Source organism: Nonomuraea sp. NPDC049158 (assembly GCF_040648335.1).
Taxonomy (GTDB): Bacteria; Actinomycetota; Actinomycetes; order Streptosporangiales; family Streptosporangiaceae; genus Nonomuraea.
Map to the genome: position 1 here is coordinate 338,660 of NZ_JBEZDM010000004.1, position 23,883 is coordinate 362,542.

Genomic DNA, 23,883 nt, shown 5'->3' on the forward strand with positions numbered 1-23,883 from the left:
TACTCGCGTGAGTTAAAAATTACTCATGCAAGTAAGGAAGGAAGATTCCGTCACGACCTCCGCCCGTCGGGCGCAGATCGTGGCGGCCACGATCGAGACGATCGCCGACCTGGGCTACCACCAGGCGTCCTTCGCCCGCATCGCGGAGCGGGCCGGGCTCAGCAGCACGCGGCTGATCTCGTACCACTTCGATGGCAAGGACGACCTGATGGGCCAGGCGATTGTCACGATCTACGAGGGGATCGCCACGTTCATGACCGAGCGGGTCAGCGCCCAGACCAGCCCCGGCGCCGCGCTCGACACCTACATCCGCTCGCTGATCGGGTTCATCCGGGACCACCGCCGTGAGATGCGCGCGGCCACCGAGATCTTCCTGAACTTCCGGCCGGAGAAGGGGACCACCGCCCAGGAGGCGGCCATGGACCCGGCCTCGCTGGGGCACATCGAGCGGTTGCTCTTCTGGGGGCAGGAGTCGGGCGAGTTCCGCCGGTTCAACACCCGCGTGATGGCGATGGCCGTCCAGCGGGCCATGGACGGCCTGCCGTTCCTGCTGGAGGGCGACCCCGGCGCGGACCTCGACGTGTACGCGGACGAGCTGGTCGAGCTCTTCCGCCTGGCGACCCGGGCCACGCCGTGAGCTCTCGCGCCAAGGCGCTGCTGCTCGTCCTCATCGACATGGCGCTGCCCATCGGCCTCTATTACGTACTGCGCGCGATGGACGTGAGCTATCACTCCGCGCTGCTGATCAGCTCCCTGCTCCCCGGTCTGAGCGTGGTCGCCAGCCTGGTGCGCCGCCGACGGCCCGACGGGCTCGGCCTGTTCATGACGGCCATGATGGTCGGCAGCGCGGCCGTCTCCCTGCTCGTCCACGACCCCCGCTTCCTGCTGGCCAAGGACGGCTGGATCACCGCCATCTCGGGCCTGTGGTTCTTGGCCAGCGTCCGAGGCTCACAGCCGCTGGCGTTCGCCTTCACCCGCTTCGTCCTGGAAGGCCGTATCGGTCCCCTCAAGGACGGCGACGGCTCGGGCCGCGAGTCCTGGGACGTCCTGTGGGAGCGGCTGCCCGCCTTCCGCAGGATCTGGCGGGTGGCGACGGTCATCTGGGGCATCGGCCTGCTGACCGACGCCGCCGTCCGCGTGACCATGGCCTACACCCTGCCGCCCGACGTCGTCCCCGGGCTGGGCGGTCTGCAGTACGGCGTCTTCATGGTGCTGATGCAGGTCGTGATGGCGTGCTACCTCGTCCCCACCGGCCTGTACAACCGCTGGTCCCCGCTCTACCTTCCGCTCAAGGAGACCCCCGCGTGACCGCCTCCCGCAACCTGGTCGTTCCCCGCATCCTGGCCGTGCTCGGCGCGGCCGCCGCCGCCCTGGCCGTCTGGGCCGTCGTCCACGTCCTCGCCGGCGTCGCGCTGGCCTCCACCTCCGGAGAGGTGACCGCCGTCTCCGTGATCGTCGCCGCCCTGGTCGCCGGTCTGGCCGGCTGGGGCCTCCTGGCCGTGCTCGAACGCGTCACCGAACGGCCGCGCGCGATCTGGACCTGGATCGCCGCCGTGTTCCTCGTCCTGTCCCTGGCCCGCCCGCTCACGATGGGCACCACCGGCGCGGCCAAGGCGTCACTGGCCGCGCTGCACGTGGTCACCGCGGCCGTCCTCATCGTCCTCCTACCGCGCCGGCGTACGCGCTAGGCCTGCTCGGGCAGCGCGGCCGGGTTCCGGGCGAGCAGCCCGCCGTCCACCCGATGCTCGGCCCCGGTGATGAACGACGAGCGCGGCCCGGCCAGGAACGCCACCAGCTCCGCCACCTCCTCCGGCCTGCCCACCCGGCCGAGGGGGTGCGCCCGGCCCCACTCCGCCACCTGCTCCTCCTGCGACAGTTCGCCGCGCCACAGGTCGGCGGCCCAGCGCAGCATCGGGGTGTCGACCGAGCCGGGACAGACCACGTTCGCCCGGATGCCGTCGGCCGCGTGGTCTAGCGCCATCGCCCTGGTCAGGCCGTTCAGCGCGGCCTTGCTGGCGGTGTAGGCGGCCACCTGCGCCTGCGACGCGAACGCCTGCACCGACGACATCACCACGATCGAGCCACCGCCGCGCGCCCGCATCCTGGGGATGGCGGCCTTGCACGCCAGGTAGACGCCCTTGAGGTTGATGTCGAGCACCTCGTCCCAGACGTCCTCCGGCGTGTCCTCGACCGTGCCGTAACGCTGCACGCCCGCGCACGTCACCACGATGTCGAGCCCGCCGTACCTGACCACGGCCAGGTCGACCAGGTCCCGCATGTCGCCCGCCCGCCGTACGTCCGCGACCCGACCGGTCACGTGCTCGCTGTCGAGCTCCGCTTCCTTGTCGGCCCCGCAGAACACCACGGACGCCCCGCCGTCGGCCAGCCGGTCGACCACCGCCCGCCCGATGCCCATCGAACCGCCCGTCACCAGGGCGACCTTGCCCTCGAACTCGCTCATGCCAGCACCTCCGCGCGCAACCTCAACACCTTCGTCTCGTGCGGGCCCAGGGTGAGCGCCGTGCCGTTCGCCACCGCCTCGGCCAGCCCGTTGGTGGGCATGCTGGAGAACGGTTCGAGCCCGACCGTGTAAGCCCGCCCCCACCAGGGATAGTCGGTGGTCGCACCGACCTCCTGCCACATCCACAGGTACGGCAGGAGCGTCGCATCCCACTCCACCCGCATACCTACATCCCCGGAAATTTCGTACCAGCCCTCGGTAAATCCGGTTATGTAGACGATCTCGCTCGGCGACCCGGGCTCCGGCACCACGCTCAGATCCGTCTCGCCGCCGCCGTCGGCGGGCACCACGGGCCACTTCCACGGGCCGCCCGCCTTGACCCGGCGGCCGTGGGGGTTGATGGCGCTCTCGTGCGGGATGACCGTCACGCCGGCTGGCAGCCGTACGCGGGCGCCCGGCTTCAGGAACGGCCGGCCGTACACGATGTGCTGCCCCCACATGGCGTGCAGCTCGACGCCGGACTCGTTGGTCGCGCGCCCCTCGATCTCCAGCGCGGCCGTCCCCGCCGCCAGCCGGAACGTCTTCTCGATCCGGTACGGCAGGCGCCGGGTGCGCACGCTGAGCCGTACCGCGACCTCCTGCTCGGAGTCGGCCACGACCTCGGCCTGCCACGGCAGCCCGGCGACCTCCCCGTGCTGCGCCAGCCGCGCGCCGCGGTATTCGCTGGGCGCGCCGCCGCTGGGGAAGATCTCCTGCCAGCCGCCCTCGTAGTGGTCGATGAACTGGGCGACGTCGTCGGCGGCGCCCTGGATGTGGTCGTGCGGGTCGCGCAGCCCCTGCGGCGAGAGCCAGACGAAGTCCGTGTCGGTTGGCTTGTGCAGAAATTCGATGACATCGCCGCCCTTGTCGGGCACGACGGTCACGCGGAGCCGTTCGTTCTCCAGCACGACCGCCCGCAGCCCGTCGATCACGACGTGCCGCAGGCGAGCCGCCCAGTTCCGTGTGCTCACCCGAAAGTCACGTCGATGAAGCGCGGCCGGTAGATCGAGGAGTCCCGGTAGTGGTCGGTGTTGACGAAGCTGTTGACGTTGTAGGAGACGACGAGTCCGTTGCCCGCCACGTCGGGGTGCGCGTGGGCGTTGTAGGTGAAGATGTTCCCGTTGGTCTCGGGGGTGGTGTAGACGGCCTGCTTACCGGTGAACGGGCCGAACGGCGAGCACGAGGTGTAGGCCACGATGTGCGAGCTCAGGACCTCGGTCGTGTCATGGGTGATCAGTACGTAGCCGTTACCCACCTTGGTGACGCTGTACTCGTTGGCCACACCGCTCATGATCCGGGCCGAGTCGGCCTCGTTGCTCGACCAGGTGCCGTCGGCCTTGAGGTACTGCCACTGTCCGAGCAGGCTCTGGCCCGGCACTCTCGCGATGTGCATGTACTTGGGCGAGCCGAGATCCTCCACCCCGTAAACGTAGGTGTAGCCGCCGTCCTTGAGGATCCCGGAGGCCCAGGACACGCCGGCCGACGACGGCAGGTCGGTCACGCTGATCGGCTGGTCGAGCCGGCTCTGCGCGAACCTGGCCACCACGTTCCGGTGCCAGCGCCAGTCCCACGCGCCCGTGCCGTACCGCTCGTACTCCTGGTAGGTCACCTCCACGATGCCGCCCGCCAGAGTGGCGTCGCCGGCCCAATACCAGTGGTTCTGGTCGCGCGGCGGCATCACCGCGGTCGGCTTCTCGGTGGTGCCGGCGTGGATCGTGGAGAGCCGGCCGTCGCGCTCCACGGCGAAGGAGTTGTTCAGGAAGACGGTCGTGCCGCCCTCTTCGACCACCGGCGGGCGGCTGCCGTCAGAGTTGATCTTGCCCAGGAAGGTGTCGGAGAAGACCCATACCTCTTTCCCGCTGGGCAGCTTCAGGGAGTACGTGCCGTCGGCGCCCGTCCAGTCGTCCAGGCGGCTGTTGTCGTTGCCGTACGCGGTGAACAGGCTGGTCAGCCGCGCGTCCACGGACGCGCCCCGCACCGTCGGCCCGCACGCCGCACGGGTGGTCGCCTGCTGCGTCGTGGCGGCGGAGACGGACGGCACCGGCTTGGGCGGTGCGGCCAGCGCCTGCTGGGGCACGGCCGCGAGGCTCAGCAATCCGATGGCGAGGGGGATGAGGGCGGACCGGAATCGCGTCATCACACGTCCTAAGGGAGGGGGGTTCCCTACAGTTCTAGTCATTTGATCACTTCATGTCCAGAGCCTCACAGCGAGCTGATCCAAATGTTGTGGAGAGGCGTGGTTTCCGGGGTTTCGTAGCCTTCTTGTGGCTTTTTCCTTGCATGACGCGAGGATGATCGGGTAACCCGCTCCCATGTCCTTTGCGCGCTACGAGGGATGGCTGCTGGCCGGGCGCTACCGGTTGCTGTCCGAGCTGGGCCGGGGCGGCATGGGCAGGGTCTGGCGGGCTCATGACGAGCTCCTGGATCGCCAGGTCGCGGTCAAAGAGGTCACCATCGTCGGCCCGCAGCACGAGGAGCTGATCGGCCGGACGATGCGGGAGGCCCGTATCGCCGCCCGGCTGAGCCATCCGCACATAGCGGCCATCTACGACGTGGCGCTGGTCGACGAGCGCCCGTGGATCGTCATGCAGCTCATCCCCGCCCGCAGCCTCGCCCAGGTGATCGCCGAGCAGGGCCCCCTCCCCGTGGCCACCGTCACCCGCATCGGCCTGGAACTCCTGGACGCCCTGCGCGCCGCGCACGGCGCCGGCGTCCTGCATCGCGACATCAAGCCCGCCAACATCCTGCTCACCGACGACGAGCACGCGGTCCTGACCGACTTCGGCCTGGCCACCACCGTGGACGACGAGTCCCAGGTCAGCCGGACGAGCATGGTCGTCGGCACACCCGCCTACATCGCTCCCGAACGAGCCGGCGGCGACCCGTCCACCGCGCAGGCCGACCTGTGGTCGCTGGGCGCCACCCTGTACACGGCCGTCGAGGGCCACTCACCCTTCGGCCGCAGCACCGAGACGGCCACGCTGACCGCGATACTGACCAGCACCGCCTACCCGTTCAACCTGGCCGGCCCGCTCGCTCCGGCCATCGCCGGCCTGCTGGACAAGGACCCCGACCGGCGCAGCGACGTGGCCCGCGCCCACGCCCAACTCCTGCGAGTGGCCGCTTGGAGCAAGCCGGACCCGGCGGTGTCGCCGTACTTCGCGGGCCGCGATGCGTACGCGCCGGATGAGCCCCACCACGCGGACCCGGCCCCGCACCAGCATCTGGGCCCGGCCCCGCACCCTGCCCTGGACCCGGACCGGGGGTTGCACCAGCACCTGGGCCCGGACCCACATCTGGACCTGCGCCCGGATCGGCGCTCGAACCCCCACCCCCGCCTCCATCCACGCCTGGGCCCGCGCTCGCTGAAAACGGCGCGAGGGCTGGTGCGATGGTCGGGGTCACGTTTAGGGACGATGCCACGATCAGGGACGATGTCACTGTCAGGCTCGACGCCAGGGTGGGTGGCGATGCCGCAGTCGGGCGTGATGTGGCGGTCCGGCATGGTACGGCGGTCAGGCGTGGTCCGACAGTCGGAAGCAGCGCGGCGCTCGGCGGCGCTGCGACGGTCGGAGGCGGTGCGGCGGCTGATCACCGAACGCTGGCGCGAGACGGCCTTGATCGCCGCCTTGATCGTCGCCGTGATCGCCACCGGCTCCTGGTGGAACACCGTCCCCAGCAGCCCCGCTCAAAGCACGCCAGCCGACATCGCACCCGACGTCGCACCCGCCCTGGCCCTCGACCTGACCAGCATCCCGCAGGTCCACGCCGTGTCCCGCCAGCGACTCACGGACACGTCCGACGGCCGCGAACGAGCCGACATCCGCCCCAACCCGGCCCCGGCCACCTCCTCCAGCAAGACCGCCACCGCGCTGAAGAAGGCGGAGAAGGCAGCCAAGAAAGCAGCTCAAAAGGCGGCGAAGAAGGCAGCCAAGCAGGCGGCCAAGCTCGGTAAGACCCACGGCAACAAGCATTAACCGGCCTGACTCCCGATCCACGCCGATGTCGGCATGGGCTTCCAACTGCCCTGAGGACAGCATCATGTCGATCTGGTCGCGGCCTTGCATCCATCTCATGGGCGGTCCTCTTCCTGGATCAGGGGATGAAGGGGCCTGCCCCGCAGGGATGCCATGAACGGGTCGGGCGTGTTGCTGATCCATGACGCCGATGAGAGCCGGGTGATGTTCACTTCACGACCGAGGATCCGCTCGGCTGTCCGTGCCGCGTCATAGAGCTCGTCCTCATCCGCTGACCCCACGATGAGGACATCGACGTCTTGGGGCGGTGGTCCCGGCTGGTTCGCGTGTCGAGCGGCCCAGGAGCCGTAGATGTACGCCTCGTCGATACCGGAGATGGGCCGGAGCAGTGGGGGCAGTACGGCGGCCGGACCGAAGGTCACGATCAGCAGATCGGTGAGGGGTTTCGCGATGATCGTGTCCGTGTCGGCGCGGATGAGGCGAAGGTTGCCATGCCGCCTTTCCGAGGCAATAGCAAGGGCGGGATTGGCCTCATAGATGCATAGTACTATGCATCTATAGCAATTCATCACTCTATGTGATTATCCCATCTCATAACGTCACCGCCGAAGAACCTGGACGTCCCGCGCGAAGCGCCGCCGGGCCGGGGGAGTAAAAGGAGGTGCTGTTCGGAGCTCTCGGTAGGTACCCTGCGCGGGGGAATTGCGAAGGGAATCACCGTGGCGCACGTCGAAGTAGGACATCTGACATACGTACTGCCCGACGGGCGGCCGTTGCTCAATGACGTGTCCTTCCGGATCGGCGAAGGCGTCAAGGCCGCGCTGGTCGGGCCCAACGGGGCGGGCAAGACCACGTTAATGCGGCTCGTGGCCGGGGATCTGCAGCCGGTGGCGGGGAGTGTGGCCAGTTCCGGTGGGCTGGGCGTGATGCGGCAGTTCATCGGCAGCGTGCGTGACGGGAGTACGGTGCACGACCTGCTGCTCAGCGTCGCTCCGCCGGCCGTGCGGCAGGCGGCCGAGCGGCTGGAGCGGGCCGAGCTCGTGATGATGGAGCGCGACGACGAGAAGGCGCAGATGCGCTACGCGCAGGCCATCACCGACTACACCGACGCCGGTGGCTACGACATCGAGGTGCTCTGGGACACGTGTACGGTGGCCGCGCTCGGCGTGCCGTACGACAACGTGAAATATCGGGATGTGTCGACGTTGTCGGGCGGCGAGCAGAAGCGGCTCGTGCTCGAGGCGCTGCTCCGCGGGCCGGACCAGACGCTGCTGCTCGACGAGCCCGACAACTACCTCGACGTGCCGGGCAAGGAATGGCTGGAGCAGGCGCTCAGGGAGACCCCCAAGACGGTCCTGCTGGTCAGCCACGATCGGCAGTTGCTGGCCAACGCGGCCGACCGGATCGTCACCGTCGAGTCCGGAAATATCTGGATCCATGGTGGTGGGTTCGCCACGTACGCGGAGGCCCGCAAGGCCCGCAACGAGCGCCTCGACGAGCTGCGCAGGCGCTGGGACGAGGAGCACGCCAAGCTCAAGGCCCTGGTCAACATGTTGAAGAACAAGGCCAGGTACAACGACGGCATGGCCGCTCCCTACCACGCGGCGCAGACGCGGCTGCGCAGGTTCGAGGAGGCGGGCCCGCCCGAAGAGACGCCCAGCGACCAGAACATCAGCATGCGCCTCAAAGGCGGCCGCACCGGCAAGCGCGCGGTCATCTGCGAGGGGCTGGAGCTGACCGGCCTGATGCGGCCGTTCGACCTGGAGGTCTGGTACGCCGAGCGCATCGCGGTGCTCGGCTCCAACGGCTCGGGCAAGTCCCATTTCCTGCGGCTGCTCGCGGGCGAGCAGATCGGCCACTCCGGCGTCGCCAGGCTCGGCGCCCGCGTGGTCCCCGGCCACTTCGCCCAGACGCACGCCCGGCCCGACCTGCTGGGCCGCTCGCCGGTGGAGATCGTCATGGCCGAGCACGCCAGGCTGAAGAACGAGGCCATGAAGGCCCTGGCCCGCTACGAGCTGGCCGGGCAGATCGCGGAGCAGCGGTTCGACACGCTCTCGGGCGGTCAGCAGGCGCGGCTGCAGATCCTGCTGCTGGAGCTGTCCGGGGCGACGCTGCTGCTGCTCGACGAGCCGACCGACAACCTCGACCTGGCCAGCGCCGAAGCGCTCCAAGCGGGGCTGGACGCGTTCGCGGGCACGGTGGTGGCGGTCACGCACGACCGCTGGTTCGCGGCGGATTTCGATCGCTTCGTGGTGTTCGGCGCGGATGGGACCGTTTACGAGTCTTCCGAACCGGTCTGGGATGAGGCCAGGGTCGTCCGCCCTCGCTGAAGGCGTTAAAGAGCTCCATAAAGAGTTGGTACGGCAGGCGCGTGTCCCGCCCCTGCCGTGCCCATAGACCAGCTATCACGGCAAAGTGATCCCGCGTAGCCGAACCGTCAGCCTCCTCGCACTCGGGGCGATCTGCCTAGCCGGGTGCTCCAGCGAGGCACCGTCCCAACAGCAGCTCAAGCCCCTCGTCCTCAAGGAGCAGGTGTCGAACGTCGTCAAGTCGTCCGACGGCTACGCCGTGAACTGGGCAGGAATCCTCACCAACGCCAACCCGTGGCACTTCGGCGAGCACGTGGTGGCGACGGTCGTCGGGCGTGACGCCGCCGGCACCGAGGTGGTCCGGATGGACCAGTCGCTCGACGCCGTGCCGCCGGGCGGCTCGCTGGCCTTCACCGGCCAGGTCAACGCGCCCCAGAAGCCGGCCAAGGTGACCATCGACTATCGCCCGGCCCAGTGGCGGCCCGCCGCCCGCATCGCGTCGGCGTTCAAGGAATTTCCCGTTTCGCGGGTCCAGACGCTCCGGCAAAAGGATCGTTCTTATCTCATCACCGGCTATGTCGACAATCCCTATCAGCTTCCCGCCAGCAGTCTGGTGGTGAACGTGTTGCTGCGCGACAAGGCGGGCAAACTGCTCGGCGGCGGCAGTACGTTCGTCGACGACGTGAAGGCGGGCAGCCCACCGCGTTTCATCCTGACCGTGAGCGGCCTGCCCGCGGGCAGCGTGGTGGCCAAGACCGATGTGACCGCCCGGACCTGGGGTTCGACCGGCCGGCCCTTCGAGGACCTGGCGCTGGGCGGTGCGGTGCCGCTGCACACGATCAAGCCGACCACCGAGCCGTTCGCGATAGACCGCGGCAGTCAGGCCATGACCGAGCACCAGCAGTGAATTGCTCATCAAATATCAATCAAATAAGCCGATAAATCGGGCGGAGCGGCCATTCGCTGCGAACCAGGCCAAGCGCAACAAGTTTCTCCAGCGGCGAGCTCTTCATTCCCACAGAAGCAGTGGAACTACTAGTTACTAATCCATTACCTTCTGTCATATGAATGACCACGCTCTGGTCGAGTCACTCCGCGCCCGTGACCCGGGTGCCCTCGCCGCGCTCTACGACGCCTACGCCGAGGGCATCCACAGATACTGCTGGTCCCTTCTCCTCAGCTCCGACGGCGCCCAGGTGGCGCTCCGCGACACGATGATCGCGGCGGAGGCCCACGCCGGCTCCCTGGCCGATCCCGGCCGCCTGCGCCCATGGCTGTACGCCCTGGCCCGCGCCGAATGCCTGCGACGGCGGATGGCCGAACCGCCGAACGCCGACGAGGCACTGGCCCAGGCCCCGCCCCCGGACAATCCGGCCGACGCCGACCTGCGCGTGGTGGCCTGGAACGCGATCCAGAGCCTGTCCCACGACGACCGCGAGGTGCTGGAGCTGTCGGCCAGGCACGAACTGCCCACCCCGGAGCTCGCGGCGGTGCTGGGGGTCGCGGCGCGCCACGTAGAGGCGTCCCAGGAGGAGGCGCGCGAACGACTGCGCGACGCGATCACGGCCGAGCTCCTGGCCAGGAAGAGCCCCTACGACTGCCCGGCACGGGCCGGCATCCTGACCGGCTTCTCCGGCAGGCTGACGTCCGAGACGCGCGCGCGGCTGGTCGGGCACCTCTCGGGGTGTCTGACCTGCTCGCCCCACCGCACGCGTCAGGTGTCGGCGGCCAAGGTCTTCGAGCTGCTGCCCCGGATCCCGCTGCCGGAGTCGCTCGCGGTCAGGGTGATGAGCTGCTTCGCCGACCCCGAACTCCAGCCCTACCGCCGCTACGTGGCCCGGCGCTCGGGGGCGCTGGACGCCGCCGGGTTTCCCGTTGCCTCGCGGAAGAACCCTCGAAGGTGGCCTCAGGCGCTGGCTGGCGCGATGGCGGCGGTCGCGACCGTGGTGGCGATAGTGATGATCTTCCAGCAGTTCGACCGGGTCGAGGGCGGGGTGCCGGGCATCGCCTCCGCCGCCTTCCCCGCACCGGGCGAGCCGCCCGGCATCAGGCTGCCCTGGCAGCCCGATCCCCAGGACCCGCGGATCAGCGTCGAGCCCATCCTGGACAGCACGGCCACCGTGCCCCTGGGCGCCCTGCCCCCGACGACGCCGTCAACGGCCACCGTGCTCACCGTCGGCTCCGCCACGAGCCCCGCCCCGTCCAACGCCCCCGAGACGCCCAAGCCCCAGTCCGACCAGGTCACCCCCACCCCCGACCACCAGTCCGCCGAGCCCGCGCAAGAGCCGGACGCGCACCCGGGCAGGGAGCCGGACAAACAGCCCGGCAAGCACCCGCACAAGCACCCCCGCACGCCCCACCCCGCCGACATCCCGACGCCCGCCGTGACACCGACCCAGACACCGGTCGTCCCGCCGATCGTCACACCGGCTCAGACGCCGGCCCAGACACCCGGCCAGACGCCGGTGCCGACGCCGACCGCGACGCCGCCCGCCACCGTCCCGGCCGGCTGAGGCCACTGCATGGAGGCGTACCAGCTGCGCGAGGACCCTCAACTGGGCTGCCGGGTCTGTCCCCTGCCGGTCAGCGAGGAGCGGGCCGAGCTGATGGCCAGGAGTCATCACGTCGCCTGGCCCACCTGGCTCGACCAGGGCCCCCGCATGCTCCGGGACGTCCTCGAACTGTGCCGCCTGCGCACCGCCCGCGGCCTGGCCGTCCTGTCCTGGCTCTCCGGGAGCGAGCCGCCCGGCGGCCCGCCCGCCGAACTCGGCTGGCTCTGGTCCTCGCGCCGCCTGACCGGTCAACGCCAGGAGCGCCTGTACGCGGCCGCCGCCGCGGTGCCGGAGCCCGTGCTCGGCCTCGTGCTCGCCAACTGGACCTGGGCGCTCGGCACCTGCCACGGCGGCCGGGTCGCCGCCCCCTACCTGGCGGGCACCGCCTACCCCGGCGACGGGTCGGTGGCCGCCGCCGCCACGATGACCCTCTACCAGACCTTCGACCGCCATCCGGAGTCCCGTCCGGCCATCGCGGCGGCCTGGGCCGCGGCTCGGGCGGGCGCCGACTGGTGCCGGGCGGCCGAACTGCACGCCGCCTACGGGACGCAGACCCCGGTCTTCACCTATCCCCGTGGCACCAGCCCGGTCCCGCCGGGCGTCCGGCCGTGGATAGAGCGCCTGTTCCGCCTGCGTTGACGATGTTACGAAAGTGGCCAGGATTACACAGAGTGACGGGCGGGAACTGTGTGCACTATGCACGCCATCAGAGCCGGACTCATGGCCGTCTGCCTGGTCGTCACCCTGTGCCCGCCGGCCGACGCGGCTCCCGGGCCGTCCCGCCGGAAGGTGGTGCAGGCCCGGCACGCCGTACGGGATCGCACGCGGCAACTGGGCACCGCGAGCGCGCGCCTCGCCGAGGCCCAGTCACGGCTCGACGGCCTGGCGGCCGGGGCGGAGCGGCTGGTGGAGGCGTACAACGGGGAGCTGGTCCACCTCGAACGCGCCAGGCGGGCCCGCGACCAGGCGCAGGCCCGGCTGACGCTGGCCGACGCCGAGGTGGACAAGGCCCGCGCGCCCGTCGCGCTGCTGGCGGCGCAGGGCTACAGCGGGCTCGAGATGATCACGCCGATGCTCGGCATGTTGATCGACACCGGCGACACCGACGGCTTCCTGCACCGGGCGAGCGTCCTGGAGCAGCTCGGTGGCGAGCAGGGCGCGGTGCTCCACCGGATGCGCGACGCCCAGGAGGTCGCCGCCATTCTGCGGAGCGCGGCGGCCGACGCGTACGCCGAGCACGAGGCCGTGTCCGAGCGCGCCAGACAGGCGAAGATCGCCGCGGAGGCGGCCGTCGCCGCGCAGAAGCGTGAGACCAGAGGGCTGGAGGCCGAGCGCGTCGCGTGGCAGCGGCGGGTCGACGCCGCGCGCACCCACGCGCACCTGCTGGCCAGGCGGCGGGAGGCGGCGCTGGCGCAGGCGCGCCTCAGCCAAGGACAGCTCGGATCCGGGTCGCTCATGGGCGACGTCGCGGCCAACTGGGCGCTGACCCAGCTCGGCAAGCCGTACGTGTGGGCGGCCGACGGCCCGGACAGCTTCGACTGCTCGGGCCTGACCATGCGGGCCTGGGAACAGGCGGGCGTCGGCATGGACCACTGGACCGGCACGCAGTGGACCTCGGGCCCACACGTGCCGCTCGACCAGTTGCGCCGCGGCGACCTGCTGTTCTTCGGCTACGTCACCAGCGACCCGAGCACGATCCACCACGTCGGCATGTACGTGGGCAACGGGCTGATGGTGCACGCGCCACAGACCGGCGACGTGGTGCGGGTCGCCTCCATGTGGCGAGGGGACCTGGTGGGTGCTACCCGTCCTCAGTGACCTTCGTCCTTGGCGCGCTGGAAGGAGCGCTTGATCTCGACCTCGGCCTCCATCCGGCCCACCCAGTTGGCGCCCTCGACGGACTTGCCGGGCTCCAGGTCCTTGTAGACCTCGAAGAAGTGCTGGATCTCCAGCCGGTCGAACTCCGGCACGTGATGAATGTCGCGAATGTGCTCCATCCGCGGGTCGGTGGCCGGGACGCACAGGACCTTGTCGTCGCCGCCCTTCTCGTCCGTCATCCGGAACATCCCCACCGCGCGGCAGCTGATGTAACAGCCGGGGAAGGTCGGCTCCTGGAGCAGCACCAGCGCGTCGAGCGGGTCGCCGTCCTCGCCGAGGGTGTGCTCGATGAAGCCGTAGTCGGCGGGGTACTGCGTAGAGGTGAACAGCAGCCGGTCAAGCCTGATGCGACCGGTTTCATGGTCCACTTCATACTTGTTCCGTTGTCCCTTGGGAATCTCAACGACAACGTCGAACTCCACCGCGGTTCCTCCGCTCACGCCGAGTGGGCGTTAATGTCTCGTAGGCGAACACCAGGAGAGAGGTCAGGCGACGTGGCACGGCACGAGCGGTGGGTAATGCTGACCACTCTCGCCATGCTCCAGGTGCTGACCATCGTCATCGGCCTCTATGCGATGACCAACGACTTCAGCCTGGGCGCGCTGACGAGGGGATCGTCACCGACCGAGCCGACACCGTCTCCTCAAGGGTCTCCCCCCGTCTCCGTGGTCACCGCGGGGCCGGTGCTGGCCCAACTCCAGGTGAGGGCCGGAGACGGACCTCTCACTACTAAGCGTACTTTGACCCGGCAGCTCACCCGCGCCCTGGGTGACGAAGCGCTGGGCGATCGGGTGGGCGCGGTGGTCATCGACGCCGCCACCGGCGAGCAGGTATTCGCCGCCAATCCCGACATCGGCATCACTCCCGCCTCCACCACAAAGTTGGTCACCTGCACGGCCGCGCTGGCCGCGCTCGGCCCCGACACCCGTCTGTCCACCCGAGTGACGCAGGGCCAGTCGGCCAACTCGATCGTGCTGGTGGGCGGCGGAGATCCGACGCTCGCCGGGCCGTCGGCCAAGTCCCTGGACTATCCCAAGCAGGCGTCGCTCGCCACGCTCGCCTCACGCACCGCCGCCGCGCTCAAGGCCAAGGGCATCACCAAGGTCACGCTCTCCTACGACGCCTCCCTGTTCACCGGTTCTGTGCTGGCGCCCGGATGGAAGCCGGGCTACGTGCCCGACGGCGAGGTGGCGCCGGTCTACGCGCTGGCGATCGACGAGGGGCGGCGCGACCCCGCCGCGAGGCAGCCGCGCGTGTCCAACCCGCCGCAGTACGCCGCCGCCGCGTTCGCCCGGCTCCTGACCAAGTACGGCGTGGGCGTCGCCAAGTCCATACGACCGGGCAAGGCGCCCGCGGGGGCCGCCGAGCTCGGCCGGGTCGACTCGGCACCGCTCTACGCGCTGGTCGAGCACACGCTGACGCTCAGCGACAACGACCTGGCCGAGGCGCTGGCCAGGCACGTCGCCATCAAGGAAGGGCAACCGGCGTCCTTCGAGGGTGTGAGCAAGGCCGTGGTCGGGGTGCTGCAGCGGATCGGCGCGGCCAAGGGCGTACAGGTCTTCGACGGCAGCGGCCTGTCCGCGCGCAACCGCATCAGCGCCGACGCGATGGCCCGGGTCATCGCGGTCGCCTCCGCCGCGGCCCACCCCGACCTGCACCCGATCGCCTCCGGCATGCCGATCGCCGGGTTCTCCGGCACCCTGGGCAACGGCAAGCGCTTCATCAGCGGCGACAGCAAGGGCCAGGTCGGCCTCGTACGCGCCAAGACCGGCACCCTCAACAACGTCAACACCCTGGCCGGCATGGCCACCACCAAGGAAGGGCGCCTGGTCACCTTCGCCTTCCTGGCCGACCGCGTCCCATCCACCGCCGAACCAGTACTGGACCGACTCGCCGCAATCGTCGCGAGGTCATGAGGATGCTTCTTCGCGGGTCAGACAAGAACCACGTACGGTGGACGGTATGCAGGTGATCGACTGGGATCTGGCCGTCACGACCGGCACGCGCCTGGTGCGCCCCGGTCCTCAGGTGAGCCGGGAGGAGGCCAGGCAGGCCGTCACCGAGCTCCGCGCGCTGTCACGTGAGGCCGAGGGGCACGTACGCGAGTTCACCAAGATTCACACGGAGACCGCGCCGCAGGCGGCGACCATCGTCGACCGTCCCGGCTGGATCAAGGCCAACGTCGAGGGCTTCCGCGTGGTGCTCGAACCGCTCACCGAGCGGGTCGCCGCCGGAGCCAACCCGCCGCCGGCGATCGTCACGGCCGTGGGCTCCCGCATCACCGGCGTCGAGGTGGGCGCGGTGCTCGCCTTCCTCGCCTCGCGGGTGCTCGGCCAATATGAGCTGTTCCTGCCGCCGGACCCGACGGGCCGCGAGCCGGCGGGGCGTCTGACACTCGTCGCGCCCAACATCGTGCACGCCGAGCGCGAGATGAACGTCGACCCGCACGACTTCCGCCTCTGGGTGTGCCTGCACGAGGAGACGCACCGCGTGCAGTTCACCGGGGTGCCGTGGCTGCGCGAATACATCCGCTCGCAGATGACCGAGTTCCTGCTGGCCTCCGACCTCGACCTGGGCACGCTGCTGGAGCGGCTGCGCACCGCCGCCGACACGGTGGCCGACGTGGTGCGCGGCGGCGAGGGCAACCTCATCGACGCCATCCAGTCGCCCGGCCAGAAGGAGATCCTCGACCGGCTCACGGCCGTGATGACGCTGGTCGAAGGGCACGGCGACTACGTCATGGACGCCGTCGGCCCCTCGGTGGTGCCCACGGTGGCCGACATCCGCGCCAAGTTCGCCCATCGCCGCGAGGGCGGCTCGCGTCTCGACCGCACGGTCCGGCGGCTGCTGGGCATCGAGGTCAAGATGAAGCAGTACGCCGAGGGCTCGGCCTTCGTCCGCGCGGTCGTGGACCAGGCCGGCATGGACGGCTTCAACCGCGTCTGGACCTCGCCCGAGACCCTGCCGACGACACCCGAGATCACCGACCCCAGCGCCTGGGTACGCCGCGTCATCGGCAGCAACGCCCTGCCCGCCTGACTCGTCATGGGCCCGCACCCGGCCGTCGCGGACGTCCGAAGGGCCGTCCGGGAGGCGCTGGCCGACGTCGGTGACGGCGCGCTCGTGCTGGCGGCGTGCAGCGGGGGAGCCGACTCCCTCGCGCTCGCCGCCGCGCTCGGCTTCGTCGCGCCGCGCGCGGGCCTGAAGGCCGGACTCTTGACGGTGGACCACCAGCTCCAGGAGGGCTCCGCCGCCCGCGCCGAGACGGTGGCCGCGCTGGCCCCGGCCCTGGGCCTCGACCAGGCCGAGATCCTCACCGTGGATGTCGGTACGTCCGGCGGCCCGGAGGCGGCGGCCAGAGACGCCCGCTACGCCGCGCTCGCCGAGGCGGCCGACCGGCTCCAGGCCGCGACCGTGCTGCTCGGACACACCAGGGACGACCAGGCCGAGACCGTGCTGCTCGGCCTGGCCAGGGGGAGCGGGCCCAGATCGCTGTCCGGCATGGCTCCGGTGACCGGCCGCTACCGCAGGCCGCTGCTGTCCCTCTCCCGTGCCACCACCGTCGCCGCGTGCGCGGCGCTCGGCCTCAGCCCTTGGGACGATCCGCACAACGAGGACCCCCGCTACACCCGTGTCCGGGTACGGACCAGGGTGCTCCCGGTGCTGGAGTCGGAGTTGGGGCCCGGCGTGGCCGAGGCGCTCGCCAGGACCGCCGATCTCGCCCGGGACGACGCCGACGCCCTTGACGAATGGGCCGACACGGCTTATCAGAATTGCGCTCTAAGCGATATCACCGGTTCGGTGACGCTGTCCGTACCCGAGCTGGAACGCCTCCCAGGCGCCGTCAGGCGGCGGGTCCTGCGCCGGGCGGCCATCGCGGCGGGAACGCCGTCCGGAGCCCTCTCCGCGACCCACGTGCGTGCCGTCGACCGGCTCATCACGGCCTGGCGCGGGCAGAAGGCCGTGGATCTACCCGGGGGTCTGGCCGCTGTGCGGCGGTATGACACCCTGATACTCGCCATCAGTCCCATCCCGTAAGGAACCACAGGTGGACGCTGCCGATATGGGCAAGGACCTCGAGAAAGTCCTGATTCCCCAGGACGAGCTCCAGGCCAAGGTGAAAGAGCTTGCCGGGCGGATCGACGCCGACTACGCGGGCACGGAGCTCCTGCTCGTGGGCGTGTTGAAGGGCGCGGTCATGGTGATGGCCGACCTGGCCAGGGCCTTGCACGTGCCCGTCCAGATGGACTGGATGGCCGTGTCGTCCTATGGGGCGGGCACCAAATCGTCCGGTGTCGTGCGGGTGCTGAAGGACCTCGACACCGACATCATGGGCCGCCACGTGCTGATCGTCGAGGACATCATCGACTCGGGGCTGACCCTCCACTGGCTGCTGGAGAACCTCAAGTCGCGCAACCCGGCCTCGCTGGAGATCTGCGCCGCACTGCGCAAGCCCGACGCGGTCAAGGTGCCGATCGACGTCAAGTACGTCGGCTTCGACATCCCCAACGAGTTCGTCATCGGTTACGGGCTCGACTACGCGGAGCGTTACCGCAATCTCCCCTTCATCGGCACCTTGGCTCCCCATGTTTACAAGTAGCCGCCGGGAACACCGCGCCACCTGACGTACGTTGGTAGGGCAAGACCGGTGTAGCGGGCGGTCCCTCCGCTCGCTTACCCGGTGTACCTTCTGACTCCGGGAGGGTGACCAAGCGTCCCCTTCGGGTAGTCAGAAGTCGCGGCGTCGGATGCCGCGGCCCCGGGAATTCCCGGGGTTCCAGGCCATGGTCAGGAAGGGACGGGCCCGCAAGGGGTTCCGCATCGGATGGATCTCAAGCGATTTACACGTGGGCCACTGCTGTGGATCCTGGGCATCGTCGTGCTGCTCCTGCTCGTCACCCAGCTCTGGAGCGGCGGCGGCAACTTCAAGCAGGCCGACACGTCCACAGTCCTCCAGCAGATTCGCACCGGCAATGTAAGCAACGCAAAGATTGTCGACAAGGATCAGCGCATCGAGCTGACGCTGATCAAGCCGATCACGGTCAGGCCGGGTGACACGCCGACCAACATGATCCAGTCTGACTGGGTCGCCGGCTACGGGCCGAAGCTGACCGAAGAGCTGCAGGCGCAGGTTCAGGCCAAGACGACCAAGAGCTTCACCACCGAGGTGCCCCAGGAGAACTTCCTGGTCAGCATCCTGGTGAGCTTCCTGCCGATCGTCTTCATCGTCCTCATCTTCCTGTTCATCATGAACCAGATGCAGGGCGGCGGCTCCCGGGTCATGAGCTTCGGCAAGTCCAAGGCGAAGCTGATCACCAAGGACACCCCCAAGACCACCTTCTCCGACGTCGCGGGCGCCGACGAGGCCATCGAGGAGCTCCAGGAGATCAAGGAGTTCCTTCAGGCCCCGGCCAAGTTCCAGGCGATCGGGGCGAAGATTCCCAAGGGCGTGCTGCTGTACGGCCCGCCCGGCACCGGCAAGACGCTGCTCGCCCGCGCGGTCGCGGGTGAGGCCGGCGTGCCGTTCTACTCGATCTCCGGTTCCGACTTCGTCGAGATGTTCGTCGGCGTCGGCGCCTCGCGAGTCCGCGACCTGTTCGAGCAGGCCAAGGCCAACGCACCGGCGATCATCTTCATCGACGAGATCGACGCCGTCGGCCGGCACCGCGGCGCGGGCCTGGGCGGCGGCCACGACGAGCGCGAGCAGACGCTCAACCAGCTGCTCGTCGAGATGGACGGCTTCGACGTCAAGGGCGGCGTGATCCTCATCGCCGCGACCAACCGGCCCGACATCCTCGACCCGGCGCTGCTGCGTCCGGGCCGATTCGACCGGCAGGTCACCGTCGACCGTCCCGACCTGGAGGGCCGCAAGGGCATCCTCAGGGTCCACGGTCGCGGCAAGCCGTTCGAGCCGGCGGTCGACCTCGACGTCATCGCCCGTCGCACGCCCGGCTTCACCGGCGCCGACCTGGCCAACGTGATCAACGAGGCGGCGCTGCTCACCGCGCGCGCCGACAAGAAGCTGATCTCGATGGACATCCTCGAGGAGTCGATCGACCGTGTCATGGCAGGACCCGAGCGCAAGTCGCGGGTCATGTCCGACAAGGAAAAGAAGATGATCGCCTACCACGAGGGCGGTCACGCGCTGGTGGCGCACGCGCTGCCCAACTCCGACCCGGTCCACAAGATCACGATCCTGTCCCGTGGCCGCGCCCTGGGTTACACCATGACGCTGCCGATGGAGGACAAGTTCCTGGCCACCAGGTCCGAGATGATGGACCAGCTCGCGATGCTGATCGGCGGTCGTGCGGCGGAGGAGCTCGTCTTCCACGAGCCCACCACCGGCGCCTCCAACGACATCGAGAAGGCCACGGCGGTCGCCCGCCGCATGGTGACCGAATACGGCATGAGCGAGCAGCTCGGCGCCCGTAAGTTCGGCTCCGGCCAGGCCGAGGTCTTCCTGGGCCGCGAGATGGGTCACGAGCGCGACTGCTCCGAGAAGATCGCTTCGACGATCGACGAGGAGGTCCGCCGGATGATCGAGACGGCGCACGACCAGGCGTGGGACATCCTGGTCGAATACCGCGACGTGCTCGACAACCTGGTGCTGCAGCTCATGGAGAAGGAGACGCTCTCCCGCGACCAGGTGCTGGAGGTCTTCGCCTCGGTCGTGGTCAAGGAGCACCGCCCGTCCTACGCGGGCTACGGCAAGCGGCTCCCCTCGGACCGCCCGCCGATCCTGACCCCGAAGGAGCAGTCGGCCAACGGCTCGCTCGCCGCCGCCAGCCACCAGGACGCGCTGCCCTCTGGAGACAGTGCGTGAGTTCGCAAGACGTAGACCTGGGCCGGATCGAGAAGGCCGTCCGCGAGATCCTCTACGCCATCGGCGAGGATCCCGACCGTGACGGCCTGCTCGACACACCCTCGCGGGTGGCCCGGGCCTACGCCGAGCAGTTCTCCGGCCTCGGACAGACGCCGGAGGACGTGCTCAACAAGGTCTTCGACGTCGACCACGACGAGATGGTGCTCGTCAGGGACATCGAGGTCTACTCCACCTGCGAGCACCACCTGGTGCCCTTCCACGGGGTGGCCCACGTGGGCTACATCCCCAACGAGCGCGGCCAGGTGACCGGGCTGTCCAAGCTGGCCCGCCTGGTGGACGTCTTCGCCCGCCGCCCGCAGGTGCAGGAGCGGATGACCTCGCAGATCGCCGACGCGCTGATGCGCGTGCTGGAGCCGCGCGGGGTGATCGTGGTGGTGGAGTGCGAGCACCTCTGCATGACCATGCGCGGCGTACGCAAGCCGGGCGCGAAGACGGTGACCTCCGCGGTGCGCGGAGATTTCCGTACGAGCGACAAGACCCGCGCCGAGGCGATGGCGCTGATCTTGCACCGATAAGCACCAGCCAGTGTGCCGATGGCGCTGATCCTGCACCGATAAGCACCAGTCGGCGAGCCTATGGCACTGATCGGATTGTTATTTGCGTGTGGGCACCCTCCACAGACCCCATCAACCATGACCGCCTAGGCTTGGGGCATGGTTGTCGGAGCAGAGGCGCGGTGCCTCGTCATGGGCGTGGTCAACGTCACTCCGGACTCGTTCTCCGACGGGGGCCTGTGGTTCGACGAGGCGGCCGCGATCCGGCACGGACTGGAACTGGTCGGTGAGGGGGCCGACATCGTCGACGTGGGCGGTGAGTCCACCCGCCCCGGCGCCGCCAGAGTGCCGCTCGACGAGGAGCTGGCCCGCGTCGTGCCGGTGATCAGGGCGCTCAGCGCCGAGGGAGTGGCGGTCAGCGTCGACACCATGCGGGCCGAGGTCGCCAGGGCGGCGGTGGAGGCGGGGGCGAGGCTGGTCAACGACGTGAGCGGCGGCCTGGCCGATCCCGAGATGCCGCGCGTGGTGGCCGACACCGGCGTCGACTACGTGGTGATGCACTGGCGCGGCCACAGCCATGACATGGACCGCCGGGCCGTCTACGACGACGTCGTGACCGAGGTGCGCGAGGAGCTCGCCAAGCGGGTCGGCCTGGTGCTGGCCGAAGGCGTGTCCGAGGAGCAGATCGTGCTCGACCCCGGGCTGGGCTTCGCGAAGAACCCCGCGCACAACTGGGAGCTGCTCGCCGGAATGGGGGAGCTGGCCGAGCTCGGCTATCCGCTGCTGATCGGGGCCTCGCGCAAGCGGTTCCTGGGGCGGCTGCTGGCCGACGCCGACGGCACGCCGCGCCCGTTCAGCGGCAGTGACGACGCCACGGTGGCCGTGACGGCGCTGGCCGCGCACGCCGGTGCCTGGTGCGTACGAGTGCACGAAGTAGGTCCCAATGCCGATGCCGTGCGCGTGGCCGCCGCATGGAAGAGACCCGGAGCCAACACATGAGTGTCGACACCGCCGCGATCGAGACGGTCAACCAGGACTTCTATCTCGCGATCGAGGACGCCAACCTCGACAAGATGACCGAGATCTGGGCCGAGGACTCCGCCGACGAGCAGGTCAGCTGCGTACACCCGGGCTGGACCTTGCTCTCGGGGCGCTCCGAGGTGCTGCGCTCCTGGGCGCTCATCATGGCCAACACCACCTACATCCAGTTCGTGCTGACCGACGTCAACACCACCGTGCTGGGTGACGTGGCCGTGCTCACCTGCGTCGAGAACATCCTCACCGCCGGCGAGGAGGGCGAGTCCAGCTTCGCCGCCGGCAAGGTGGTGGCCAGTAACGTCTACGTGCGCACGGCGCAGGGCTGGCGGCTGTGGATGCATCACGGTTCGCCGGTGCTCCAGGGTGACGACGACGAGGAGGAAGGCGAGCTTGAGGTCTGATCGCATCGCGCTGAAGGGCTTGCGGGCGCGGGGCCGGCACGGCGTGCTGGCGGCCGAGCGTGAGCTGGGGCAGGAGTTCGTGGTCGACGCGACGCTGTTCCTCGACACCGCCCCCGCCGCCGCCTCCGACGACCTCGGCAAGACGGTCCACTACGGCGAGCTCGCCCAGGCGCTGGTCGCCGTCGTGGAAGGCGAGCCGGTCGAGCTGATCGAGACGCTCGCGCAGCGCCTCGCCGACGTGTGCCTGGCCGCCGGCCTGGTGGAGTCGGTCGAGGTGAGTGTGCACAAGCCCGCGGCACCGATCCCGCTGCCGTTCGACGACGTGGTCGTCACCATCCAACGGAGTCGCGAATGAACGTGAGCGAGGGGAGGAGCAGGTGAACGTCGTACTGTCTCTCGGTAGCAATCTCGGGCGGCGCTTCCAGACGTTGCAGGACGCCATCGACACGCTGTTCGACGCGCCAGGGCTGGAGTTCGTCGCGAGCTCGCCCGTCTATGAGACCGACCCGGTCGGCGGTCCCGCCGGGCAGCGCCCCTACCTCAACGCGATCGTCATCGCCGAGACCACGCTCCAACCGCAGGCGCTGCTGGAGCGGGCGCAGGGCGTCGAGAACGCCTTCGGCCGGGAGCGCAAGGAACGCTGGGGTCCGCGTACGCTCGACATCGACCTGATCGTCGTGGGTGACACGGTCTCCGACGACCCCGACCTGACGCTGCCGCACCCGCTCGCGCACGAGCGGGCCTTCGTCCTGGTCCCGTGGGCGGACGTGGACCCCGACGGCGTGCTGCCCGGCCAGGGCCAGGTCGCCGACCTGCTCACGGACCTCGACCAGAGCGGTGTACGGCTGCGTGCGGACCTCAAGCTCCAGAGTCCGGATTGAGGCCTACTCGCCCCGGCCTGCTGGTCGGCATCGTTGTCATCGTGGCGTTGATCGCCTGGATGGTGGTCAGGGAGTTCTACGCCGACCTGCCCATCGTGCCGTGGACCGCCATCCCCACGGTCCTGCTGCTGGCCCTCGGGGAGGCCTACAGCGGGTGGGTGACGAAGGCCCGGATCGACCGCAAACCTGACACCAAGCCGGTCGAGCCGCTGGCGGTGGCCCGGCTGGCCGCCTTGGGCAAGGCGTCGGCTTACGTGGGTGCGGTGTTCGCGGGCATCTTCGGTGGATTCGTCCTGCACACGGTCCAGCTGTTCACCAGGGAGACGCCGCGGTTCGAGTTCTTCATCGCGGTGGGCTCGCTGCTGGCGTTCGTGGTGCTGATCTGCGCCGCCCTCTTCCTGGAGCACGCCTGCCGCATCCCGAAGGACCCGGAGGATCAGCGGCCGAGGTAGAGCGTGACCGCATGCTCAACTTCGGCCATTTCGTCGCGGCCCAGGTAGTAGAGGGGCTCGCCTTGGATGAAGGTGGTGTCGACGGTGCGGATCTGGTCGACGAGCAGCCTGGTGCGCTGCCCGCCGAACTCCACCTCAGGGCGGAAGAGGGTGGCCTGCGCGCTGGTGGAGGTGGGGATCACCGTTGCCACGCTCCAGGCCATGTCGGTGGGACTGAGCACGAGACCATAGCGGCGACCACGCTGCTCGTGCCCCCTCTTCGCCTCGCCCAGGTCCACACGGTAGATGGCGCCGCGAATCACCAGGCGTCCTCTTCCTGGGACAGGTCCTCGTCGGCCAGTCGCTTGGCGTCGGCGCGGGCCTGCTTGAGCCAGACTTCCCGTTCGAGCAAGCGGAGCGCGCGCCGGATCACGTCACTAGTCCGCTCGCCCTCCTGCATGGCGGCCTGGATGATGCGCTCATCCTCAGGGGTGGCGCGGAACCCGATGTTTGCCATCATGTTCCCAGGCTAGCGGCAC

27 protein-coding genes are annotated in these 23,883 nt (G+C 69.5%); 20 read left to right on the forward strand and 7 right to left on the reverse strand.

Annotated elements, in window-relative coordinates; all coding sequences use genetic code 11:
• The first annotated feature begins 25 nt into the window (after nucleotides 1-25).
• From AB0B61_RS11915 to AB0B61_RS11925, 3 genes are read left to right on the forward strand one after another with little or no spacing between them, the layout of a single operon-like run.
• The gene (locus AB0B61_RS11915) at nucleotides 26-637 is read left to right on the forward strand and encodes a TetR/AcrR family transcriptional regulator (protein ID WP_358431093.1); all 612 of its coding nucleotides are present in this window, start codon (nucleotides 26-28) and stop codon (nucleotides 635-637) included.
• Nucleotides 634-1,308, forward strand: coding sequence for a VC0807 family protein (locus AB0B61_RS11920; protein ID WP_358431096.1), 675 nt, complete (start codon nucleotides 634-636; stop codon nucleotides 1,306-1,308). The genes AB0B61_RS11915 and AB0B61_RS11920 overlap by 4 nt, the downstream gene beginning before the upstream one ends.
• Nucleotides 1,305-1,688 carry a DUF6069 family protein gene (locus AB0B61_RS11925; RefSeq protein ID WP_358431098.1) on the forward strand — a complete coding sequence of 128 codons (384 nt, stop codon included), beginning with the start codon at nucleotides 1,305-1,307 and terminating at the stop codon, nucleotides 1,686-1,688. Before AB0B61_RS11920 ends, AB0B61_RS11925 begins: the two co-directional genes overlap by 4 nt.
• On the opposite strand, the gene AB0B61_RS11930 is transcribed toward AB0B61_RS11925, so the two are convergent.
• Genes AB0B61_RS11930 through AB0B61_RS11940 form a run of 3 tightly spaced genes read right to left on the reverse strand, consistent with a single transcriptional unit; the run spans nucleotide 1,685 to nucleotide 4,637 of the window.
• Nucleotides 1,685-2,461 (reverse strand): SDR family oxidoreductase, encoded by a 777-nt coding sequence (locus AB0B61_RS11930; RefSeq protein WP_358431100.1) that lies wholly within the window; start codon nucleotides 2,459-2,461, stop codon nucleotides 1,685-1,687. The genes AB0B61_RS11925 and AB0B61_RS11930 overlap by 4 nt on opposite strands.
• On the reverse strand, nucleotides 2,458-3,471 hold the full coding sequence (locus AB0B61_RS11935) for a DUF4432 family protein (protein WP_358431102.1): 1,014 nt from the start codon (nucleotides 3,469-3,471) through the stop codon (nucleotides 2,458-2,460). The genes AB0B61_RS11930 and AB0B61_RS11935 overlap by 4 nt, the downstream gene beginning before the upstream one ends.
• Nucleotides 3,468-4,637, reverse strand: a complete 1,170-nt coding sequence (locus AB0B61_RS11940; protein WP_358431103.1) for a DUF4185 domain-containing protein — start codon at nucleotides 4,635-4,637, stop codon at nucleotides 3,468-3,470. The genes AB0B61_RS11935 and AB0B61_RS11940 overlap by 4 nt, the downstream gene beginning before the upstream one ends.
• A gap of 175 nt (nucleotides 4,638-4,812) precedes the next feature.
• Here AB0B61_RS11940 and AB0B61_RS11945 point away from each other — a divergent pair, with 175 nt between their 5' ends.
• Complete coding sequence (locus AB0B61_RS11945) at nucleotides 4,813-6,477, forward strand: protein kinase (protein WP_358431105.1); 1,665 nt, start codon at nucleotides 4,813-4,815, stop codon at nucleotides 6,475-6,477.
• A 95-nt stretch (nucleotides 6,478-6,572) separates the two neighbouring features.
• Here AB0B61_RS11945 and AB0B61_RS11950 read toward each other — a convergent pair whose 3' ends face one another.
• Complete coding sequence (locus tag AB0B61_RS11950; RefSeq protein ID WP_358431107.1) at nucleotides 6,573-7,049, reverse strand: nucleotidyltransferase domain-containing protein; 477 nt, start codon at nucleotides 7,047-7,049, stop codon at nucleotides 6,573-6,575.
• 147 nt (nucleotides 7,050-7,196) lie between these two features.
• Between AB0B61_RS11950 and AB0B61_RS11955 the strand changes: the two genes are divergently transcribed.
• The 5 genes from AB0B61_RS11955 (at nucleotide 7,197) to AB0B61_RS11975 (ending at nucleotide 13,156) form a co-directional block, all read left to right on the forward strand.
• Nucleotides 7,197-8,807 carry an ATP-binding cassette domain-containing protein gene (locus AB0B61_RS11955; protein WP_358431109.1) on the forward strand — a complete coding sequence of 537 codons (1,611 nt, stop codon included), beginning with the start codon at nucleotides 7,197-7,199 and terminating at the stop codon, nucleotides 8,805-8,807.
• Nucleotides 8,808-8,892: 85 nt separating this feature from the next.
• Nucleotides 8,893-9,693 (forward strand): hypothetical protein, encoded by an 801-nt coding sequence (locus AB0B61_RS11960; protein WP_358431111.1) that lies wholly within the window; start codon nucleotides 8,893-8,895, stop codon nucleotides 9,691-9,693.
• A 157-nt stretch (nucleotides 9,694-9,850) separates the two neighbouring features.
• On the forward strand, nucleotides 9,851-11,299 hold the full coding sequence (locus AB0B61_RS11965; protein ID WP_358431113.1) for a hypothetical protein: 1,449 nt from the start codon (nucleotides 9,851-9,853) through the stop codon (nucleotides 11,297-11,299).
• A gap of 9 nt (nucleotides 11,300-11,308) precedes the next feature.
• The gene (locus AB0B61_RS11970; protein ID WP_358431115.1) at nucleotides 11,309-11,977 is read left to right on the forward strand and encodes a hypothetical protein; all 669 of its coding nucleotides are present in this window, start codon (nucleotides 11,309-11,311) and stop codon (nucleotides 11,975-11,977) included.
• Nucleotides 11,978-12,034: 57 nt separating this feature from the next.
• A complete protein-coding gene (locus tag AB0B61_RS11975; RefSeq protein ID WP_358431118.1) occupies nucleotides 12,035-13,156 on the forward strand; it encodes an NlpC/P60 family protein in 1,122 nt (373 codons plus the stop codon).
• Here the strand turns inward: AB0B61_RS11975 and AB0B61_RS11980 are convergent.
• Complete coding sequence (locus AB0B61_RS11980) at nucleotides 13,150-13,638, reverse strand: inorganic diphosphatase (protein ID WP_357653916.1); 489 nt, start codon at nucleotides 13,636-13,638, stop codon at nucleotides 13,150-13,152. The two genes, AB0B61_RS11975 and AB0B61_RS11980, sit on opposite strands and share 7 nt — an antisense overlap.
• 96 nt (nucleotides 13,639-13,734) lie before the next feature.
• Between AB0B61_RS11980 and dacB the strand changes: the two genes are divergently transcribed.
• The 11 genes from dacB (at nucleotide 13,735) to AB0B61_RS12035 (ending at nucleotide 23,365) form a co-directional block, all read left to right on the forward strand.
• Nucleotides 13,735-15,132, forward strand: a complete 1,398-nt coding sequence (gene dacB / locus AB0B61_RS11985) for a D-alanyl-D-alanine carboxypeptidase/D-alanyl-D-alanine-endopeptidase (RefSeq protein WP_358431119.1) — start codon at nucleotides 13,735-13,737, stop codon at nucleotides 15,130-15,132.
• 46 nt (nucleotides 15,133-15,178) lie between these two features.
• Nucleotides 15,179-16,255, forward strand: a complete 1,077-nt coding sequence (locus AB0B61_RS11990) for a zinc-dependent metalloprotease (protein ID WP_358431122.1) — start codon at nucleotides 15,179-15,181, stop codon at nucleotides 16,253-16,255.
• A gap of 6 nt (nucleotides 16,256-16,261) precedes the next feature.
• Nucleotides 16,262-17,254, forward strand: coding sequence for a tRNA lysidine(34) synthetase TilS (gene tilS, locus AB0B61_RS11995; RefSeq protein WP_358431124.1), 993 nt, complete (start codon nucleotides 16,262-16,264; stop codon nucleotides 17,252-17,254).
• Between the two features lie 10 nt (nucleotides 17,255-17,264).
• Complete coding sequence (gene hpt / locus AB0B61_RS12000; protein WP_225293318.1) at nucleotides 17,265-17,816, forward strand: hypoxanthine phosphoribosyltransferase; 552 nt, start codon at nucleotides 17,265-17,267, stop codon at nucleotides 17,814-17,816.
• 225 nt (nucleotides 17,817-18,041) lie between these two features.
• Nucleotides 18,042-20,039 carry an ATP-dependent zinc metalloprotease FtsH gene (gene ftsH, locus AB0B61_RS12005; protein WP_358431126.1) on the forward strand — a complete coding sequence of 666 codons (1,998 nt, stop codon included), beginning with the start codon at nucleotides 18,042-18,044 and terminating at the stop codon, nucleotides 20,037-20,039.
• Complete coding sequence (folE, locus tag AB0B61_RS12010; RefSeq protein ID WP_225293315.1) at nucleotides 20,036-20,614, forward strand: GTP cyclohydrolase I FolE; 579 nt, start codon at nucleotides 20,036-20,038, stop codon at nucleotides 20,612-20,614. The genes ftsH and folE overlap by 4 nt, the downstream gene beginning before the upstream one ends.
• A 171-nt stretch (nucleotides 20,615-20,785) precedes the next feature.
• Complete coding sequence (gene folP / locus AB0B61_RS12015; protein ID WP_358431385.1) at nucleotides 20,786-21,592, forward strand: dihydropteroate synthase; 807 nt, start codon at nucleotides 20,786-20,788, stop codon at nucleotides 21,590-21,592.
• A complete protein-coding gene (locus AB0B61_RS12020) occupies nucleotides 21,589-22,032 on the forward strand; it encodes a nuclear transport factor 2 family protein (protein ID WP_214641971.1) in 444 nt (147 codons plus the stop codon). Before folP ends, AB0B61_RS12020 begins: the two co-directional genes overlap by 4 nt.
• Nucleotides 22,022-22,387 carry a dihydroneopterin aldolase gene (folB, locus tag AB0B61_RS12025; protein WP_357653924.1) on the forward strand — a complete coding sequence of 122 codons (366 nt, stop codon included), beginning with the start codon at nucleotides 22,022-22,024 and terminating at the stop codon, nucleotides 22,385-22,387. Before AB0B61_RS12020 ends, folB begins: the two co-directional genes overlap by 11 nt.
• A gap of 22 nt (nucleotides 22,388-22,409) precedes the next feature.
• Nucleotides 22,410-22,913, forward strand: coding sequence for a 2-amino-4-hydroxy-6-hydroxymethyldihydropteridine diphosphokinase (gene folK, locus AB0B61_RS12030; RefSeq protein WP_358431129.1), 504 nt, complete (start codon nucleotides 22,410-22,412; stop codon nucleotides 22,911-22,913).
• Nucleotides 22,910-23,365 (forward strand): DUF3180 domain-containing protein, encoded by a 456-nt coding sequence (locus tag AB0B61_RS12035; RefSeq protein WP_358431132.1) that lies wholly within the window; start codon nucleotides 22,910-22,912, stop codon nucleotides 23,363-23,365. The genes folK and AB0B61_RS12035 overlap by 4 nt, the downstream gene beginning before the upstream one ends.
• On the opposite strand, the gene AB0B61_RS12040 is transcribed toward AB0B61_RS12035, so the two are convergent.
• The gene (locus AB0B61_RS12040; protein ID WP_358431134.1) at nucleotides 23,350-23,667 is read right to left on the reverse strand and encodes a type II toxin-antitoxin system PemK/MazF family toxin; all 318 of its coding nucleotides are present in this window, start codon (nucleotides 23,665-23,667) and stop codon (nucleotides 23,350-23,352) included. The genes AB0B61_RS12035 and AB0B61_RS12040 overlap by 16 nt on opposite strands.
• Complete coding sequence (locus AB0B61_RS12045; protein WP_358431137.1) at nucleotides 23,664-23,864, reverse strand: hypothetical protein; 201 nt, start codon at nucleotides 23,862-23,864, stop codon at nucleotides 23,664-23,666. The genes AB0B61_RS12040 and AB0B61_RS12045 overlap by 4 nt, the downstream gene beginning before the upstream one ends.
• Nucleotides 23,865-23,883 lie beyond the last annotated feature (19 nt).